This window comes from Pedobacter sp. SYSU D00535 (genome assembly GCF_017355855.1).
In the GTDB taxonomy this organism is placed as follows: domain Bacteria; phylum Bacteroidota; class Bacteroidia; order Sphingobacteriales; family Sphingobacteriaceae; genus Desertivirga.
This window is the reverse complement of the sequence record NZ_JAFEWD010000001.1, coordinates 736,535-754,801: the sequence shown is the minus strand read 5'-3', so window position 1 is coordinate 754,801 and position 18,267 is coordinate 736,535. Positions and strand designations below refer to the sequence as shown.

Sequence of the window (18,267 nt, the reverse complement as noted above, 5' to 3'; positions counted from 1 at the left end):
AATTTAACTCCGGTGCGATACCGTCCTAATCTTTCAGATATGCCGATGCAATACGATACTTATTTCAGTCTGGATGCAGAGCCTAGGCAGATGGCAAAGGGAGTCGACGATACAGAGTTTGTAGTGTCGTTAAGCAGTAAGGAGGCATTTCGGTGCCAACGGGGGCTTCAAAGGCTTGATAAGCTAAAAATCACTAGGGATGCATATGAAAGCTTATGAAGAAACGGGTCTTAATTTTAGATGACGACGCAGAAGTGCTTGATGTGATGGAAGAAGTTCTCACATATGCTGATTACGAGGTAAAAACAATAGAGAGTTGTCAAGAACTATTCGTAATGATAGCCAACTTTTCGCCAGACATTGTCTTAGTGGATTACCTTCTGAACGGTACAACAGGTGATGAAGTGTGTCGGCAGATCAAGCGAAATTCTGCTACGTGTCATTTACCCGTAGTTATTGTATCTGCGTATCCTAATTTGCTGAAGATTGCCAGTACTTGCGGCTGTAATGACATAATATCTAAACCTTTCGACTTGAGCATGCTTTTGGCTACAGTGGAAGCTTGTATTCATGCTAAAAACGTTGACTTATGAAAAGAAAGTATTTTATTTTGTGGTATAAGGACATTCCCGATAGCGATTTTATCTGTGAATACGGGGGCCACACACGGGTAAAGGTTACAAGAGTTCCGGACGTGAGCTGTTTACCCTTAGTAGAGGGATTTTACGGTGTAGCCAGAGATGCTTTTTTTATTTTTGAGAATATTGGACTAAGGGGTGGGGGTACAGATGAATTGATCTCAGCCGTAGCGTGGTTTAAAAAACGACTCGGCCTGCGCTCGTTCCGATTGGTTAATGTAAGGAAATAGTAATTGCTGTAAACGGTGATGAAATATTTGCCGTCTAAATTGAGCCTGGTAGGAGCAGCAGCTTTTTTTGCGAAAGTAGTTTTTAAGGGGGAGGTAGAAACTGCTATAACTAACAACAGGACCAATAAAAATGGAGAAATAAATGCTAGTTTCAAAAAACAAAAAAGGTTTTGATTGAAACTTTTATTCCCTATATTTGCACCTCATTTAAAAAACATACTAACAATGTACGCAATAGTAAATATAGCAGGACAGCAATTCAAAGTTGCAAAAGACCAGCAGATCTTTGTACACAGATTACAAGGTGACGAGGGCGCTAGTATTGAATTTGACAAGGTATTGTTAGCTGCTAACGGAAGTGATATTAAAGTAGGTGCTGATGCATTGAAAGGAGCTAAAGTTTCGGCTACAATTTTGTCTCATTTAAAAGGAGATAAAGTGATCGTCTTCAAGAAAAAACGTCGTAAAGGCTACAAGAAGAAAAATGGTCACCGTCAGCAGTTTACAAAAATTCAAATTACTGACATCGCTTTATAATAAAGCAGGAAGTAGTGAGTTAAAAGTCCGAACGACTTAAAAAACAGAGTTTAAAACATAATTGGGTTTCCCGGTTAAAAAGATAAGAAAAAATGGCACACAAAAAAGGAGCCGGTAGTTCGAAGAACGGTCGCGAGTCGCATAGCAAGCGTTTAGGTATTAAAATTTTCGGTGGTCAGAATGCAATTGCAGGAAATATCATCGTACGTCAGCGGGGTACAAAACACCATCCTGATAAAAACGTAGGTTTGGGTAAAGATCATACTTTATTTGCTTTAGTTGATGGACAGGTAGTTTTCAGAAAGAAAGCAGATAACAAATCATACGTTTCTGTAATCCCAGTAGCAGCAGCTTCTGCAGAATAAGAAATTCAGATTTAATAAAAAAAGGCGTCTTAGTTGCTAAGACGCCTTTTTTTTGTTTCAATGCTAGCTGTTTGCTGGGGACAAGCGCTTCTGTTTATGCACTTGCAGTAGCCTGCAATTCTTTATCAGTGATGAAAAGGTCTTCCTTTTTAGTTCTGACTTTAGGAAGATTTACAAGCCAGTCGTTTTCAATGTCCCGATAGCCAAGGGGTAGCAAAGTCACACTTTTTAATCCTAATTCCTGTAGTCCTAGAAGTTCATCCAAGGCTTGTGGATTAAATCCTTCCATTGGAGTTGCGTCTACTTTTTCTGCTGCAGCAGCAATAAGAGCCGTTCCCAGGGCGATATAGGCCTGTCTCGATGTCCAATTAAAGTTTTGTTCCGGAGAGTTGTTGAGCATGCTATCCGCGTAAGCTTTTAAAGGAGCAAGGGATTCTCGAGTCACCTGACGTACTTCAATTGTTCTGTTTAAGTAGTCCTCAACCCGCTCTTGAGTTATCGTGTCCCAGGCTGCAAACACCAACAAGTGTGAGGCTTCTGTTATTTGTGGTTGGTTTGCTGCAACTTCCCGTATCTTTGACTTTAACTCAGTGTCTTTGATCACTAACACGCGGAATGGTTGCATACCGATTGAAGATGCGGATAATTGAATGCTCTCTAGTATGCGGTCTATTTTTTCCTGTGGAACTTCCTGTCCGGTCATTCGTTTGGCTGCGTAGCGCCAGTTTAATAATGATAAGATGTCCATAACTTCGATTATTATTATTTTTTTAGTTACTTTTAATAACTCAAAACTATTTAGTAACTTAGTATAAAACAATAAGGCACTTTTTTAATACAAGGTTGTATGGAAGTAACTAATGGATCAAAGGGCTCAGGAGCGAGTTCAGAAAAAGTTGGGAAACGATTTCCTGACAGTATGCCGACAAAGACGATGTGTCCAATAAGTGACGTGATAGACCGCATTAGCGATAAATGGTCTGTTCATGCCATCATAGTTTTAGGGAAAAGTGACAAGTTGCGATTTGGGGAGATGATGAAAAAGATTCATGGCGTGTCGCAACGGATGCTGACGGTTACATTGCGACATTTGGAGCAAGACGGCTTGGTAACAAGAACAGTTTACCCAGAAATTCCGCCGCGGGTAGAGTATCAATTAACAGAGCTGGGAAGGAGTCTGCTGGTACAATTGATGCATCTATCAGATTGGGCCACGGAGAATATGACTCATATATTTGAAGCCAGAAGACAAGCTTTGGAGAGAGAAGCTGAAATTAAGCTGTAACATGAAGATTTATACAAAAACCGGGGATAGCGGAAAAACCTCTCTGATAGGTGGAGTACGCGTTGCTAAAAGCCACCAGCGCATCGAAGCGTATGGGACAGTCGACGAATTAAACTCGTACATAGGACTGGTAAGAGACCAACAGCTGAACGATCGGCAGAAGGATATACTAAAGGAGATTCAGGACCGCCTTTTCACAATAGGCGCTAGTCTTGCTTCTGACCCTGAGAAGTCACGGATGAAGATTCCCGACCTGTATGATTCGGATATTGAGTTCCTGGAGAAGGAAATGGACTTGTTGGAATTGGAGCTTCCTGCGCTTAAGCATTTTATATTGCCCGGCGGTGCTACCGCTGTTTCTTTCTGCCATATAGCTAGGTGTGTGTGCAGAAGGGCAGAGCGGCTGGTAGTGCAACTTTCGGAAGAAAGTTTTGTAGAAGAGAAAGTTGTAATGTATCTTAACCGTCTGAGCGATTATCTGTTTGTTTTGGCTAGAAAGATGTGTTTGGATGAAGGAATCGAGGAAAATAAGTGGGTTCCGCGCGTGTGAGTTTTAAAATTAAATTTCAAATTCTTATATTTTTTATTATACTTTTGCGACAAATTTAGAGAAGCTTAAACTTTGAAAATATGTATTGGACATTAGAATTAGCATCGCACCTGGAAGACGCTCCATGGCCTGCTACAAAAGATGAGTTAATTGACTATGCTATCCGCTCAGGAGCGCCTGTTGAAGTGATTGAAAATCTCCAGGCTCTCGAAGATGACGGCGAGCCTTATGAAAATATAGAGGAAATATGGCCTGATTATCCTACAAAGGATGATTTCTTTTTTAACGAAGACGAATATTAATAGAAGCCCTGCACCCGCAGGGTTTTTTGTTAAGGCATTAGCCAACTAAAAAATTATCAGTAACTTACCTTCTCTATCTTCCTGCCTTTTTACCCCTGAGTATCTGTTTTTCTTGTATAGCGAAAACTACACAGCTAGCTAACGCCAAATAACTGGTCCGCTTTTTGTAATATATCTTTCAAATGAAATAATCAATCTAAAACGAAAAACATACTACTATGGGAAATTTACTTTATTTCATCGCAGTTATCCTGGTAATAATCTGGGCTGTGAGCTTTTTTGGAGGATATGCTACCGGAGGAATTATCCACATTCTATTGGTAATAGCAATTATTGCAATTTTATTACGAGTGATACGTGGGGCCGTTTAGTAGCCACCAATAAAAATAGGTTTTAAAAGAATCCGGGTTCAGCCCGGATTTTTTTTTATGCCTCACTTTTTAGAAATAGCGCAACTATCTCCAAATCTTCCGGATACGTGATTTTTATATTTTTCGAATCTCCCTCTGTGATAACGATTTCGTTTCCGTTTCTTTCTACTACTGATGCATCATCAGTAAAATTGTCGGAATAGGGCTGCAGGTAGGCCTTGTTCAAAATGTCGGAATGAAAAACTTGAGGTGTCTGTACAATCAGAACCTCAGATCGGTTGAGTGCTACTGTACCATTTCCTTGTTTTTGACGTAAGGAGTCTCGGCTGCTGACTGCAGGAATTACGGCTAAATTCTCTTCAGCTTCATTAAAGCAACGCGTTATCAATTCATTACTTATTACTGGTCTTACTGCATCATGAATAGCGACAAGAGAGGGTTGATGTACTAAATTGAGTGCATTTTTCACTGAATGAAATCTTTCTTCGCCACCTTCTACCAAGATATGAGGAACATCAAATTGATGAAGGGCGCACAGTTCTTTCCAAAAGTTATGATAATGCTTATTGAGCACCAAAAGTATTTCAGGTTTAACTGATGAGCGGTGGAAAGCAAGTAATGTATGCATCAGAACCGGTTTGGAATTTACCTCTAGAAACTGTTTTGGCAATTCTGTTCCCATTCGGCTACCAGAGCCTCCTGCTACTATGATGGCATATGTTTTCATTAAAAGGGACGAAAGGAGTACGCTTAAACCAAAAAATGGAGATTGATCACAATCTCCACCTATTTATTTTGCTTTTATATTTAACGGGTAAGGGCAATTCTAAATAATCAGCATGGCATCTCCATAGCTGTAGAATCGGTATTTCTCTTTTACCGCTACTTCATAAGCATTCATTACATTTTCGTATCCACCGAAAGCGCAAATCATCATAAGCAAAGTAGACTCCGGCGTATGAAAATTGGTAATCATACTATTGGCAATGCTGAAGTCATACGGAGGAAATATGAACTTGCTTGTCCAATCGTTAGCCGCTTTTAAGGTTCTGTTTGCGGAGACTGCAGATTCGATTGCTCGCATCGAAGTAGTCCCTACGGCGCAAACCCGACGTTTGTCTTCGATTGCTCTGTTTACAATGTCAGCGTCCTTCTGTTCAATGATGAACTGTTCAGAATCCATCTTGTGCTTTGTTAAGTCTTCTACTTCTACAGCGCGGAAAGTCCCCAAGCCAACATGAAGGGTAACCTCAGCAAACTCAACGCCTTTAAGTTCCAAACGTTTCATCAACTCGCGGCTAAAATGGAGGCCGGCAGTTGGAGCAGCCACTGCGCCTTCTTTTTTTGCAAAGATGGTTTGATAGCGCTCTTTGTCTTCTTCTGTTGCCTTGCGTTTAATGTATTTGGGAAGGGGAGTCTCTCCAAGGATCTCGATGTTGCGTCGGAATTCTTCGTCAGTTCCATCGAACAAGAAGCGGATTGTTCTTCCCCGCGAAGTGGTATTGTCAACCACCTCTGCAACCAAAAGATCGTCCTCTCCAAAATATAATTTATTTCCTACGCGGATTTTGCGTGCCGGATCAACCAGTACATCCCACAGACGTAGTTCTTTATTTAATTCTCTTAAAAGGAAAACTTCGATAGTGGCACCTGTTTTTTCCTTATTGCCATACATTCTGGCTGGAAAAACCTTGGTGTTATTCAAAATCATCACGTCGTGTTCATTAAAATAACCCAGGACGTCTTTAAAAATCTTGTGCTCAATAGCACCGGTCTGACGATCTAGTACCATTAGACGCGCCTCATCACGCTGATCTGCAGGAGAATGAGCGATTAAAGATTCGGGTAGGTTAAACTTGAACTGCGATAATTTCATAAAATAATATAAATTTTTTAGCGGGCAAATTTAGTGAAAAATAGACGACATTTTACCAATTTGCCCCGCCGTTTTAGTTTTAAACAATTAAAAGACAAAACTTTGATAAAACAGTTTTGACCTTTTAGATTAACTCAGCTTCTTTAAGTAGTTGCTCTTTATTAATAGGTACTACGCCCACATATTCACATACGAGTCCCCCCGCTAGATTAGCTATAGCGGCGGTTTGAAACTCATCGAGGCCGGCCGCAAGACAAACTGCCGTTGTTGCAATTACGGTGTCTCCTGCTCCGGATACGTCCGCAATGTCCCGTATGTGAGCGGGAATAATCTTTTTTCCCTTTTCCGACTGAATGAACACACCGTGTTCGGAGAGGGTTACCATTATTTGGCGGGCGCCAAGTTTGTCTTGAAGTAGCTTAACAGCTGACTCCAGTTCCTCCGGCTGTGTTACGTCAATTTCTACTTTTAAGCCTTCCCGAAGTTCTTTCAGGTTGGGTTTAAAAAGAGTGACATCCTTATAACAAAGGAAATTCCGTTTCTTCGGGTCTACAACGGTAATAATTTTGCGTCTGTTTGCTTCCGTTACTACTTCTTTCACCAGCCTTTCAGACAGCACTCCTTTGTCGTAGTCTTCAAAAATTATAGCGTCTATCTGTCTCTCATCCAAAAGTTCGCGAACCTTATAAAGGAGCTTGCCAGAATCAGCCTCTGAAAGCTCCTCGTCCATCTCAGCGTCAATACGGAGCATTTGTTGGCGATGGCCAATAACTCGGGTTTTTACGGTGGTGGGACGGTTGCTTAGGCGGATCAAGCCATCAGTGTTCAATTCCTGATGCTCCATTAAGCGTATAAACTCGTCGCCTTCCAGATCGTCGCCAATCGCAGCGCAAATGAGAGCATTAGCTCCCAGGGCCTGAATGTTCAGGGCCACATTAGCAGCTCCACCCAGACGGTTTTCCTTCTTTTTTACAGATACAACAGGAACAGGCGCCTCCGGGGAAATGCGTTCTACACTTCCCCAAAGGTAGGAGTCCATCATGACATCGCCTATTATAAGAATATTAAGGGTATTAAACTGCTGGAACAGTTTTTTCATCTTTTAACTGTTCTAATGCAAATTTAATACGTTTACAAGCTTCTATTAATTTGTCTTCTGCAGCTGCGTAAGAAAGACGGATTGAATTTGGATCGCCAAAAGAGTCGCCACTTACCGTTGCCACATGACCTTTATTTAAAAGGTATAAGGAAAGATCATCGGCATTTTTAATTACTTCTCCATCCACCGATTTTCCAAAGAATGAGCTCACTTCAGGGAAAAAGTAGAAAGCTCCAGCTGGTAAGTTTACTTTCAGGCCTGGGATTTCCTTAAGTAATCCGTACACAAGGTCGCGGCGTTTCAAGAAAACTTTCTGCATTTCCTTTACGCTGTCCAGACTCCCATTGTAAGCTGCAACACCGGCCATCTGCGTAATAGAAGATGTTCCCGAAGTAACCTGGCTCTGAAGTTTGTCTATAGCATTAGCAATTTCTTTGTTACTGGCAGAGAAACCTAATCTCCAGCCTGTCATCGCATAAGCTTTAGATAGGCCATTGATAATGATTACACGGTCTTTCACGCTTTCAAATTCTGCTATTGACGTATGCTGACCAATGAAATTGATGTGTTCATAAATTTCATCAGAAATGATGTAGATATTCGGGTATTTCTCAAAAACAGCCACCAGCGCGGCCAGCTCTTCGCGAGTGTAAACAGTACCTGTAGGGTTGTTTGGAGAGGAGAACATGAACAGCTTCGTTTTCGGAGTTATTGCTGCTTCTAGTTGCTCCGGAGTGATTTTGAAATCAGAATCGATGGTCGCGTTGATGAAAACAGACTCACCATCAGCTAATTTTACTAGCTCAGAATAAGATACCCAATAAGGAGTTGGGATAATCACTTCTTCGCCAGGATTAACAAGACAAAGAATTGCGTTTGCCAAAGACTGTTTTGCACCGGTTGAAACAACAATCTGATCGAAGTTATAATCTATATTATTTTCGCGCTTAAGTTTGGCTGCGATAGCCTTTCTCAGCTCTGGGTAACCTGCAACAGGAGTGTAGTAAGAATAGTTTTCATCAATAGCTTTCTTGGCAGCGTCTTTAACGAAATCAGGGGTAAAAAAATCTGTTTCACCAAGACTAAGGCTGATCACGTCAACACCTTGTGCTGCTAGCTCTCTTCCGAGTTTGGCCATTTTAATAGTTGCCGACTCAGCAAGATTATTAATTCTGTTCGATAAAATACTCATAAGCGCAAATATATGAAGCGTTTAGGTAATGATGGAAAAAACTTACATTTTATGGATGAGAGGCGGGGGGCTCGACTATCGCTTGCTGCCAGATAACAGGTACTCGAAACAAGAATTTAAGAGGCCTTTTTATATTTTCTGAACAAGCTGCCTACTTTCATTTGAATAACACCAAGAAAGGCTTCCCGGAAGATTTTTGTACTCATCTTCGAGGTGCCTTCCGTCCGGTCTGTGAAAATGATAGGTACTTCTACTACCTTAAACCCGTGCTGAATGGCCGTAAACTTCATCTCGATCTGAAAGGCGTAACCTACAAATTTGATCCGGTCAAGCTCTATCGTTTCGAGCACTTTACGGCGGTAGCATTTAAAGCCTGCCGTAGCGTCCTGAATAGGGATGCCCGTAACATACCGAACATACACCGATGCAAAATAGGACATCAAAACACGGTTCATCGGCCAGTTTACAACATTTACGCCTTTAATATATCGTGAGCCAATCGCAACGTCTGCTCCGTGAACACAAGCCTCACGAAGGCGGATAAGGTCGTCGGGGTTATGAGAGAAATCTGCATCCATCTCAAAGATATATTCATAATTATGACGCAGTGCCCACTTAAAACCGTGAATATAAGCCGTGCCAAGTCCAAGTTTCCCTTTCCGCTCTTCGATATATAATTTCCCGTCGAACTCTCCCTGTAAGTGCTTCACTATATCAGCAGTGCCGTCCGGCGAGCCGTCATCGATGATCAAGATATGGAAGGGGTGAGTTAAAGAGAAAACCTTTCGAATAATTTTCTCGATGTTCTCTTTTTCGTTATATGTCGGAATAAGTACTAAGCTGTCTGATAACACGTCGGGGCAGTGAAAGGAGCAAAAGTAATTTTTTGAAACAGAAAAAAGAACCCCCGGCAAAAACCGGGGGTAAATATTGTTAATGCTAGTGGACGCCGTGCATTAATTTCTTGACCAACGGAGTAAGTAACATGATCAATAAACCTAGACCTATCGGTATTAGTGTAAAGATCAGGAAGAAAGTTGACATCGAATACTGCGCGGTAATTTGGTCAATCATCCCACCTAAAGTTCCGGCAATTTTATTTCCAATGGCAATGGCCAGGTACCAAATTCCAAACATAATTGCTATCATTCTTCCCGGAACAAGTTTGCTTACGTAAGATAAGCCCACCGGCGATATAAAAAGTTCTCCCATGGTATGGAAAAAGTAGGCGAATACAAGCCACACCATGCTAACAGAAGCTACTTTGGCTCCCTGAGGGATGTCACTGGCACCGTAAGAGAGCACTGCAAATCCCAGCCCCAAAAGCATCATACCCAGACCGTACTTGATTGTTGCAAAAGGGTTGAATTTACTTTCCCAGATCTTTGAAATCAGGGGTGCAAAGGTAATAATGAATAAGGAGTTTAATACACCAAACCAGGTCGCCGGTACTTCTGCCTGCACTGCATTGTACTGATTCGACAGCATGTAAATCACAATTCCCCAGATAACTATAAAACCGGAAGCGAGTATAATATTCCCGAGGGCAAAACGACCGAAGGTGTTCCTGAACAGTTTAAATAATACGTAGCTGATGATAGCAAGGGGGATAATGGTGATAAGCGTGTTAACGACGTTGAAGATCACCTTGTAATTGCCTTCCAAAACCCGGGCTGTGTAATCTTTTGCAAAGATGGTCATCGAACCTCCAGCTTGTTCGAAAGATGCCCAGAAGAAAATGGTAATAAAGGCAAGGATTATTACTGCAATCATTTTGTCGCGCAGGACAGGAGTATACTGAGAAATCCTTTTTATCAAGATAATGAGGAAGAGAATCAAGGCAACACTAATGGCTACGTTGCTTCCGGATATATCTCCTACCGTAAAATTGAAGAAATTGACAGAAGTGATTTTGGAAAGCGGATCATTTATTACCCAAATCAATCCGGTAATAGAGATAATGCCAATCAAAACAAGGTCGAAAGTTGAAAAGGGATTCCGTTGAGCTTCCGCAGGATCGCCTAGGTCTTCCCTTGTTTCTTTGTCTTCAACAGGTTTTAGCCCAATAGTGCCAAAAATGTTCTGGGTAAAATAGAACTGAAGCATTCCGATAAACATGAAAATACCTGCCAGGCCGAAGCCATAGCTCCATCCCCAGTTGGGATTTTCTCCTATATAACCGCAAAGCAACATCCCGAGAAATGCGCCGGCATTCACTCCCATGTAGAAGATGGTGTAAGCTCCGTCCTTTTTCTCCGGGTGTTTTTTATACATCTCCGAAAGGATAGAAGTCATATTAGGTTTGAAGAAGCCGTTGCCGAGCACTAGTAATGCCAAACCCATATACATAAAAGCCTGATGAACTTCGATGGCCATGGAAAGATGACCGAGCGTCATTAACAAAGCTCCCACAACTACTGCCCATCGATAACCAATAATTCTATCAGCAATGTAACCACCCAGGATAGGAGTGAGGTAGGCCAGTGAAGTGTAGGACCCGTAGATCGCAAGTGCGTTTTCCCGCTCCCAGCCCCAGCCGGGATTCTGCCCCAGAATGGAGCTGGTAAGAAATAATACCAGTAAGGCCCGCATTCCATAATAAGAGAATCGTTCCCACATTTCTGTGAAGAAAAGCACAAAGAGTCCCTCTGGGTGTCCGAGTACTTTCGAGTTGAAAAAGTTATCGTTTGCTGAATTCGACATAGAATCAATTTAAATTTATTTTACTCCGCCCATTAGTCGCTTAATAAGCGGGGAAGCTATTATCATTATAATCCCGGCGACCACTGCATAAATCGCTAATTGGTAATAACCTGAAGTGTAAGAAATAAGTTTTTCGCTGCGACTGGCGCTTTCGTCGGCGAGTATCATTCCCGCTCCCAAAATTCCGGCAACGTACTGCCCATAGGCGCTTGCCAGGAACCACATCCCCATCATCATTCCCTGTAATCTGGCAGGAGCCAACTTGGTCATAATTGACAAACCAATAGGAGAAAGACAGAGTTCTCCCAAGGTGATCACAAGATAGGCACTCGTAAATACGTCGAGCGATGTAACGCCTTGTTCATTTGCAAAAAAGCGGGTAGCATAAAAGATGAAAAAAGCCGCACCCAGGAACAAAAAAGCTATTCCGAACTTCACTACCGTGTTGGGTTCAGTCCTTTTTTTCGCCATCGCGACCCAAACTAGCCCAATGACTGGAGCAAGGATGATTACGAACAAAGAGTTCGCCGCATTATTTACGCCATTGGGATCGAGAGTGAATATGCCCAGGAGCTGACTGCTTAAATTTTCAGCAGCAAAAAGACTGAGAGAGCCGCCACTTTGCTCGAAGAACGCCCAAAAAACAATCGAGAAGAAGATGAAGAACAGGGCGGCAAAAAGCTTTTTACGCTCTGCTGCACTGTGTTTGCTCATCTCATAAAACAGGTATACCAGTGTCGCCGGACCAATGGTATACATAAACCAATCGGTGTACCTAGGGTTCGACACCATGACTATAATCAAAGGAATTACGAGCAGCGAACCAATGTAAACAGCGTAAGTAGCCCAGTTTCCGGGTTGTGCCTTTTGAGTTATTTCAGCAGGGACCGCAGGAGCAGTCTGTCCGATACTATCAGAGATAGCCGGCTTGATAAGAGCACCAGCTGAAGGCGCCAGACCAATAGGACCAAGGCTTTTTTGAGTAAACAGGAAGGTGATCAAACTGAGGGTCATTACAATCCCGGCCAGGCCAAAGGCCAGGTTCCAGGAATAATCTTTCCCGATGGCGATACAAGCATATCCACCTAAAAGAGCGCCGATGTTTATTCCCGCGTAAAATAACGAGAAGCCGGCATCGCGTCGGGCGTCGCCTTCTTTGTAAAGTTGTCCAACCATCGTAGAGATATTGGGTTTAAAAAAGCCCGTTCCTACTACGGTGAAGCTGATTCCCAGGAAAAAGAACTGGTGGGGATCGTAGGCTAGAATTGCGCTGCCCACAATCATCAGCAGACCTCCCCAGAATAGGGATTTTCTGAACCCTAAAATTTTGTCGGCAAACAAGCCTCCAATGAAAGTAAAGGCATATACAAATGCTTGTGTTGCTCCGTACTGCAGCTGCGCTGCATCTTCTTTCATAAATAACTCATAAGTCATGAAGAAGACAAGCATGCCGCGCATACCGTAGAAGCAGAATCGCTCCCACATCTCAGAGAAAAAAAGATACCACAGTTGTTTCGGAAACTGTCCTTTGAAATTTTGGATCTCCTCAAGTGTTGGCTGAGAAGAGGTTTTTATTTCGCTCATTATAAGTTATCTATTACAAAGTCAGTTAGCTTCCTATAAAGGTGGATGGTTGTGTTTCCACCGTAAATGCCATGGTTCTTATTGGGGTAATAGGCTTGTTCGAAATCTTTGTTCGCTTGAATGAGTGCTTCTGATAACATCACACTGTTTTGGAAATGGACATTGTCATCGCCCGTTCCATGAACCAGCAGGAATTTACCTTTTAACCGGTGGGCAAAGTTTAGCGGCGAGTTCTGGTCGTAGCCCTCAGGGTTTTCCTGCGGTGTTTGCAGATACCTTTCTGTATAGATGGTGTCGTAAAACCGCCAGGTGGTTACAGGTGCAACTGCCATTGCCATTTTAAATACATCTGCCCCCTTGGTAATGCCTAGAGAAGCCATGTAGCCACCATAGCTCCATCCCCAAATTCCAATTCGTGAAGGATCTACGAAACTTTGGCGCGCAAACCATTTGCCTGCCTCAATCTGATCTATGGTTTCATACTTACCAAGTTGCTTGTAGGTCATTTTCTGGAATTCCGCCCCACGAAAACCAGTCCCCCGGTTGTCTACGCAGGCCACTATATATCCTTTCTGAGCGAGCATATGAAACCAGAACATCCTTGTTCCACCCCAGGCATCTGCAACCATCTGGCTTCCAGGTCCTCCATATACATACAATAGTACAGGGTATTTTTTAGTGGGATTAAAGTTGTTCGGCTTAATCATATATCCGTTCAAACTCACTCCTTCTGAAGTTTTGAAGCTAAAGAACTCTGTTGTTGGAATGCTGAAATTTTTAAGCGTTTGCCTGAGTCGGGCATTATCTTCGAGTACGCGGATTTGCTTGCCCGAATGATCATGCAGTGTAATAACAGCTGGAGAATTGGCGGTGGAATTTTCCAATATAAAATAACTGAAGTCTGCGCTGAAGTCGGCCTTGTTAGTTCCCTGGATTCCAGCCAGAGTTTGTTTGTCTGAACCATTCAACGTGACGGAGTAAACATTCCGTTTAAGAGGAGAAGGTTCTGTGGATTGGTAGTAGATGCGTCCGCGGTTTTCGTCGATGCCGTACACCTCCGTTACTTCCCAATTACCTTTAGTAATCTGTTTTTTGATCTTTCCGTTCAGATCATAGAGGTAAATATGGTTGAATCCATCTCGCTCACTCACATTCACAAACTCTTTTTGATTTTTGAGAAATGTAAGTCGCTCTTTCTCAATATCGATATAGTACTTGTCTTTTTCAGTCAGGATAACTGTTGCAGCACCAGTGGCAGCATCGGCAATAAGATAATCCAGCGTATTTTGGTGCCGGTTCATCCGAAGAACACACAGTTTTGTAGGGTCAGCTGTCCATTTCACCCTCGGGATGTATTGATCCTTAACAGTTCCAACATTAACAGCTTTAGTTGTTCCATCTTGAAGGTTGTAGATGTGAATACTTACTTCCGAGTTTTTTTCACCAGCTTTCGGGTACTTGTATTTATACTCGGCAGGGTAAAGGGACTCGAAAATGGTCATGGAATACTCGGGCACTTCCGATTCGTTGAACTTATAAAAGCTGATTCTCTTCCCATCGGGGCTCCAAGCAAATGCTTTCGCGAAAGCGAATTCTTCTTCATAAACCCAGTCTGACTGCCCATTGATAATGCTGTTCTTCTTTCCGTCAAACGTGATCTGTTTTTCCTCACCCTTGGCCAGGTCTTTAATAAAAAGATTGTTGTCTCGCACGAATGCAACTTTAGTGGCATCAGGGGAGAAGCTGGCGAATGACTGTTTGCCTTTAGCCGAAACAGGAAGGATTTTTTTTGTTGCAAGGTCATAGACGAAGTAATTTGCCTTGGTAGAATGGCGATAAATCGGCTCTTCGTCCTGTGCCAACAAAACTTTTCGTTCATCTGGGCTAAACTCGGTACTAATCGGAAGCGTGTCCCCCTGAAAAATCAGATCTTTCTCAGAAAAAAGCACTCGATTAGTTTTGCCATCACTGTAGTTGTTTTGAACTGCTATCAGCAAACCAGTGTTCGGATCACGGGTAATAGATGCATAACTCTTTCCGTCATTCATGGAGTTTAAGCCATAAACAAGACGCTGGTTAAAGGCTCTGTCCCGAAATATCGTCTCAATAGTGATTTCTTTACCGCTCTGAGCATACGCACTCATCGTGGTAAATAATAAGAAGAGGAGCTTTCTCATTTTTCTCTTACAGAAGGTTAGTCTTAAAAAGGAAATGAATTTAAGACTTGCCGCGAAATAATTAATGTGTTGATGCCTGTAAAAGTAAAATCTTTTCAGGTTATTTCAACTTATTTACCACACCTTTTGCTGGTTTTTTAGGATCGTTGAAAAGATCGTCTGTAGCGCTCGGGTCATTCTTGAGCTCGAGGTCTTCAATAAACTTCCACTTTCCGCCACTTAATTTATAGCCATCGTAAGACATATCTGGTCCAAACAGCTCAAATTTGTCTTTCAGTTTTGGATCGGGAGCAGCCAGGTGGTCGAATACGATGGTATTCTCCTTTGGCAAATAGTTCAACACCATAGAAACCTGTCGGTTGTATTCGAAAATGATACGCTTTTTCCCTACCCGTTCCTTATCGCCTTCAAAAACCGGCATTCCGAAATAGGCCTTATTATCTTTGAAATAAAGTACATCTATCACTTTCTTAGTCGACTTTACAGTATTTCCTTTCCAGCCAAGCAGAACGTAGTAAGGTGTTTGAACGTTGTGTGTTACCGGGATGATCTTATAGTACTGTGCCCCATACCATTTGTCGTTCGTCGTGATTGTATCCTGAGGATTTTTGATGATCGGAGAATGGTCTACCAAGGGGAACATCTTTAAGCCCTGTCCCGGCGTGTTCATTTGTATTGTTCCGTAATAACGGTAGCTGCCATCATTATTCATTACATGCCAGGAGAAAATGCGGAACTTCCTGTCGGGTGATGTCTGAATGGAGATCGTTTGCAAAGAATCAAAACCAAAGGAAAAAGAATTGGGTACTTTCAGTGCTGTTACCAACGTTTTAATCATTGAAAAACTGGCATTGTAGCGCTCCGGCTCATTCGGGTTGTTGATCACCTGATAGCTTAAGGATTTAAGCGAATCCTGAAGGACCAGTAATTGCTGTCTGCCTGCGGGATTTTGAGCCCGGACAGAAAAGAAAATGAAAAAAATGGAAGAAAGAGTTAAAAATGCTTTTTTCGACATACCGTGTATTTTCTGATAACGAAGCTTTGAAGGTTTAAATATATATTCCTCAAATAATTATCCTGTTGAGTCTGGGCTCGGCCTTCGTTTTTCTAATAGATACTTTGCTTCTGTGGTCTTTCATATGCAGCTATCAGGCAAGGCAGCGAGGTTACCGTTTAACGAAGAAGCGTTGGCTACGGTTACACCGACATTTTTTATTCGGGCAGCGTTTAGGAAAACTTACTTATTTTTGAGCACATAAGGAAACGAAGTGGCTAATTTCAAAAAAAAATCTCACCTGGTTTTATACCGACGATACTCTACCTCGCTCAAATATATCATGATGGTGCTCTGCGTAGTTGTGGTGACGCTGTTTCTACCAAAGCAAGCACGGTTTAAATATGAGTTTGAGAAAGGGAAGCTGTGGATGAACGAGGATCTGATTGCTCCTTTCAGTTTTGCGATCGAAAAAACACCCTCCGAGCTTGAAAAGGACCGGGCTGAGGTATTGAAGTCGGTGCTGCCTATCTATCAAAACGACCTGGAAATTGCGGAGGATGAAATACAAGCCTTCCTGGCTGATTTCGATATTAAATGGACCGGGTTGAATCGAGGTTCCGAGCGACAGAAGCAGGCTCATAAGGAGTTAGGAGCACGATTGTTAAGCGAGATCTATACGCGGGGCGTGATGTCCAAAAGTAAGAAATACGAGCTGAACGGGCCGAATTATAACTTCAATCTGATAACAGAGAATGTTGCCAGGCAGCTAAATACAGTCACTGTCTTTACCCTGGAATCAGCCTATGAGCACGCAGAAGAGGTAATTGAACGCAGCGAAATGGAGAATAAAGCCTGGCTGTACGAGTTGGTCAGGGATCGGATAAAGCAGAATTACATTTATGATGAACGCTTATCGGAGAAACTGGAGGAAGAAGCCTTGCGCAATATATCGCCCACACGGGGGATGGTGCAGAAGGGAGAATTGATAGTCAGGAACAGCGGTATTGTAACCCCGGAGATTAACCAGAAGCTCCTGTCTTTGAAAAATACGTATGAAAAGGATGCAAGTATAAGAGGGGATAAAAGGTTAGTTTTTTTTGGCCAGTTATTGTTGGGGGGATTGGTGATTACGTTGCTGATGGTCTTCTTACGGCTATTCAGGAGAGATATTTTTGACGACAACCGCAAGCTGTCACTCATTCTGATCATCATCACGGTTATGCTTGTTACCCTTTCAATGGCGCTGAAGTTTAAAATTCCTAACGTTTATTTTATTCCCTACGCTATTGTTCCCATCATCATTCGGATACTCTTCGATACGCGCCTGGCGCTTAATATCCATTTGCTGGTAGTACTGATAGCTGGCTTTTTCGTGCCTAATAGTTTTGAATTCACCTTTCTTCAGGTGACGGCCGGGATGGTCGCAATCTACAGCATTAAGAATTTGGTAAAAAGGGAGCAGTTTCTTATTTCTGCCTTGCTGATTCTTACTAATTATTTTGTTGCCTTTCTTGGGATTTCACTGATCAGAAATGGCTCGATAAGCGAGATTGACTGGCTGAATTTTGTGCCTTTCATCTTTAGCGTACTGCTTTCGCTATTGGCTTATCCTTTGATCTATGCATTCGAACGCATGTTTGGGATCACCTCTGAGGTGACCCTCATGGAAATAACGAATACCAATGCGAAGCTTTTGAGGGAGCTGTCTTACAAAGCTCCAGGAACTTTCCAGCACTCTCTTCAGGTTGCCAACCTTGCCGAAGCGGCAATTTATAATATCGGAGGGAACGGTCTTTTGGTCCGGGCCGGGGCGCTATATCACGACATCGGGAAGATGGAGAATCCCCAGTATTTTATCGAAAATCAGAATAAAGGGTCAAATCCCCACGATTCCCTGTCATACCAGGACAGTGCGCAAATTATTATTCGTCATGTCAATAAAGGGGTAGAGATCGCCCGGAGAAATAACCTTCCGGAGATCGTGATCGACTTTATTCGCACCCACCACGGGAACACCCGGATGGATTATTTCTACCAGTCTTTCCTGAAAAACTTCCCTGAAAAGTTCGTAGATGAAAATATTTTCAGATATCCTGGGCCCATTCCTTTCTCGAAGGAAACAGGCGTCCTGATGCTGGCAGATTCGGTTGAAGCGGCGTCCAGAAGTTTGAAGGAGCCCGATGCCAAGAGCATTAGTGCCTTGGTAGACAGGATTATAGACTACAAGCTGGATCAGGGGCAGCTAAATAACAGTAATATCACCCTGAAAGACGTTGCGATTATCCGTCAGATATTTAAAAGCATGTTAATGAGCATCTATCATGTGCGCATAGACTACCAGGTATAGAAATTCGAATTTTT

The 18,267-nt window shown here is 42.5% G+C and carries 19 protein-coding genes; 9 read left to right on the top strand and 10 right to left on the bottom strand.

The genetic code is table 11. From position 1 onward, the window contains the following. Positions 1-215 precede the first annotated feature (215 nt). The 4 genes from J4N23_RS03050 to rpmA all read left to right on the top strand — a co-directional run bounded on the left by J4N23_RS03050 (position 216) and on the right by rpmA (position 1,770). On the top strand, positions 216-593 hold the full coding sequence (locus J4N23_RS03050; RefSeq protein WP_207425523.1) for a two-component system response regulator: 378 nt from the start codon (positions 216-218) through the stop codon (positions 591-593). Then, positions 590-868: a hypothetical protein gene (locus tag J4N23_RS03045; protein WP_207425522.1), complete on the top strand. Its 279-nt coding sequence runs from the start codon at positions 590-592 to the stop codon at positions 866-868. The genes J4N23_RS03050 and J4N23_RS03045 overlap by 4 nt, the downstream gene beginning before the upstream one ends. 225 nt (positions 869-1,093) lie before the next feature. Next, complete coding sequence (rplU, locus tag J4N23_RS03040; RefSeq protein ID WP_207425521.1) at positions 1,094-1,405, top strand: 50S ribosomal protein L21; 312 nt, start codon at positions 1,094-1,096, stop codon at positions 1,403-1,405. A 92-nt stretch (positions 1,406-1,497) separates the two neighbouring features. Continuing rightward, positions 1,498-1,770 carry a 50S ribosomal protein L27 gene (gene rpmA / locus J4N23_RS03035; protein WP_207425520.1) on the top strand — a complete coding sequence of 91 codons (273 nt, stop codon included), beginning with the start codon at positions 1,498-1,500 and terminating at the stop codon, positions 1,768-1,770. Between the two features lie 94 nt (positions 1,771-1,864). On the opposite strand, the gene J4N23_RS03030 is transcribed toward rpmA, so the two are convergent. Continuing rightward, positions 1,865-2,518, bottom strand: a complete 654-nt coding sequence (locus tag J4N23_RS03030) for an NAD(P)H-dependent oxidoreductase (RefSeq protein ID WP_207425519.1) — start codon at positions 2,516-2,518, stop codon at positions 1,865-1,867. A gap of 99 nt (positions 2,519-2,617) precedes the next feature. On the opposite strand from J4N23_RS03030, the gene J4N23_RS03025 reads away from it, so the two are divergent. From J4N23_RS03025 to J4N23_RS03010, 4 genes are all read left to right on the top strand, one after another. Beyond that, a complete protein-coding gene (locus J4N23_RS03025; protein ID WP_207425518.1) occupies positions 2,618-3,055 on the top strand; it encodes a helix-turn-helix domain-containing protein in 438 nt (145 codons plus the stop codon). 1 nt (position 3,056) lies between these two features. Next, a complete protein-coding gene (locus tag J4N23_RS03020) occupies positions 3,057-3,605 on the top strand; it encodes a cob(I)yrinic acid a,c-diamide adenosyltransferase (RefSeq protein ID WP_207425517.1) in 549 nt (182 codons plus the stop codon). A gap of 80 nt (positions 3,606-3,685) precedes the next feature. Beyond that, positions 3,686-3,907 carry a DUF2795 domain-containing protein gene (locus J4N23_RS03015; RefSeq protein WP_002996718.1) on the top strand — a complete coding sequence of 74 codons (222 nt, stop codon included), beginning with the start codon at positions 3,686-3,688 and terminating at the stop codon, positions 3,905-3,907. Between the two features lie 218 nt (positions 3,908-4,125). Beyond that, the gene (locus J4N23_RS03010; RefSeq protein WP_207425516.1) at positions 4,126-4,278 is read left to right on the top strand and encodes a lmo0937 family membrane protein; all 153 of its coding nucleotides are present in this window, start codon (positions 4,126-4,128) and stop codon (positions 4,276-4,278) included. Between the two features lie 55 nt (positions 4,279-4,333). Here J4N23_RS03010 and J4N23_RS03005 read toward each other — a convergent pair whose 3' ends face one another. The 9 genes from J4N23_RS03005 to J4N23_RS02965 all read right to left on the bottom strand — a co-directional run bounded on the left by J4N23_RS03005 (position 4,334) and on the right by J4N23_RS02965 (position 15,924). Next, positions 4,334-5,005 carry a 2-C-methyl-D-erythritol 4-phosphate cytidylyltransferase gene (locus tag J4N23_RS03005; protein ID WP_207425515.1) on the bottom strand — a complete coding sequence of 224 codons (672 nt, stop codon included), beginning with the start codon at positions 5,003-5,005 and terminating at the stop codon, positions 4,334-4,336. Positions 5,006-5,104: 99 nt separating this feature from the next. Next, positions 5,105-6,154, bottom strand: a complete 1,050-nt coding sequence (gene queA, locus J4N23_RS03000; protein WP_207425514.1) for a tRNA preQ1(34) S-adenosylmethionine ribosyltransferase-isomerase QueA — start codon at positions 6,152-6,154, stop codon at positions 5,105-5,107. A 124-nt stretch (positions 6,155-6,278) separates the two neighbouring features. Then, a complete protein-coding gene (locus J4N23_RS02995) occupies positions 6,279-7,253 on the bottom strand; it encodes a bifunctional heptose 7-phosphate kinase/heptose 1-phosphate adenyltransferase (RefSeq protein WP_207425513.1) in 975 nt (324 codons plus the stop codon). Then, positions 7,228-8,445, bottom strand: coding sequence for a pyridoxal phosphate-dependent aminotransferase (locus J4N23_RS02990; protein WP_207425512.1), 1,218 nt, complete (start codon positions 8,443-8,445; stop codon positions 7,228-7,230). Before J4N23_RS02990 ends, J4N23_RS02995 begins: the two co-directional genes overlap by 26 nt. A 116-nt stretch (positions 8,446-8,561) precedes the next feature. Next, positions 8,562-9,299, bottom strand: coding sequence for a polyprenol monophosphomannose synthase (locus tag J4N23_RS02985; protein WP_207425511.1), 738 nt, complete (start codon positions 9,297-9,299; stop codon positions 8,562-8,564). 85 nt (positions 9,300-9,384) lie between these two features. Then, positions 9,385-11,148, bottom strand: a complete 1,764-nt coding sequence (locus J4N23_RS02980; protein WP_207425510.1) for a peptide MFS transporter — start codon at positions 11,146-11,148, stop codon at positions 9,385-9,387. 15 nt (positions 11,149-11,163) lie between these two features. Further along, positions 11,164-12,732 (bottom strand): peptide MFS transporter, encoded by a 1,569-nt coding sequence (locus J4N23_RS02975; protein ID WP_207425509.1) that lies wholly within the window; start codon positions 12,730-12,732, stop codon positions 11,164-11,166. Beyond that, complete coding sequence (locus tag J4N23_RS02970) at positions 12,732-14,909, bottom strand: S9 family peptidase (protein ID WP_207425508.1); 2,178 nt, start codon at positions 14,907-14,909, stop codon at positions 12,732-12,734. The genes J4N23_RS02975 and J4N23_RS02970 overlap by 1 nt, the downstream gene beginning before the upstream one ends. A gap of 100 nt (positions 14,910-15,009) precedes the next feature. After that, on the bottom strand, positions 15,010-15,924 hold the full coding sequence (locus J4N23_RS02965; protein ID WP_207425507.1) for a hypothetical protein: 915 nt from the start codon (positions 15,922-15,924) through the stop codon (positions 15,010-15,012). Positions 15,925-16,177: 253 nt separating this feature from the next. Here J4N23_RS02965 and J4N23_RS02960 point away from each other — a divergent pair, with 253 nt between their 5' ends. Further along, positions 16,178-18,253: an HD family phosphohydrolase gene (locus J4N23_RS02960; protein ID WP_370527229.1), complete on the top strand. Its 2,076-nt coding sequence runs from the start codon at positions 16,178-16,180 to the stop codon at positions 18,251-18,253. Positions 18,254-18,267 lie beyond the last annotated feature (14 nt).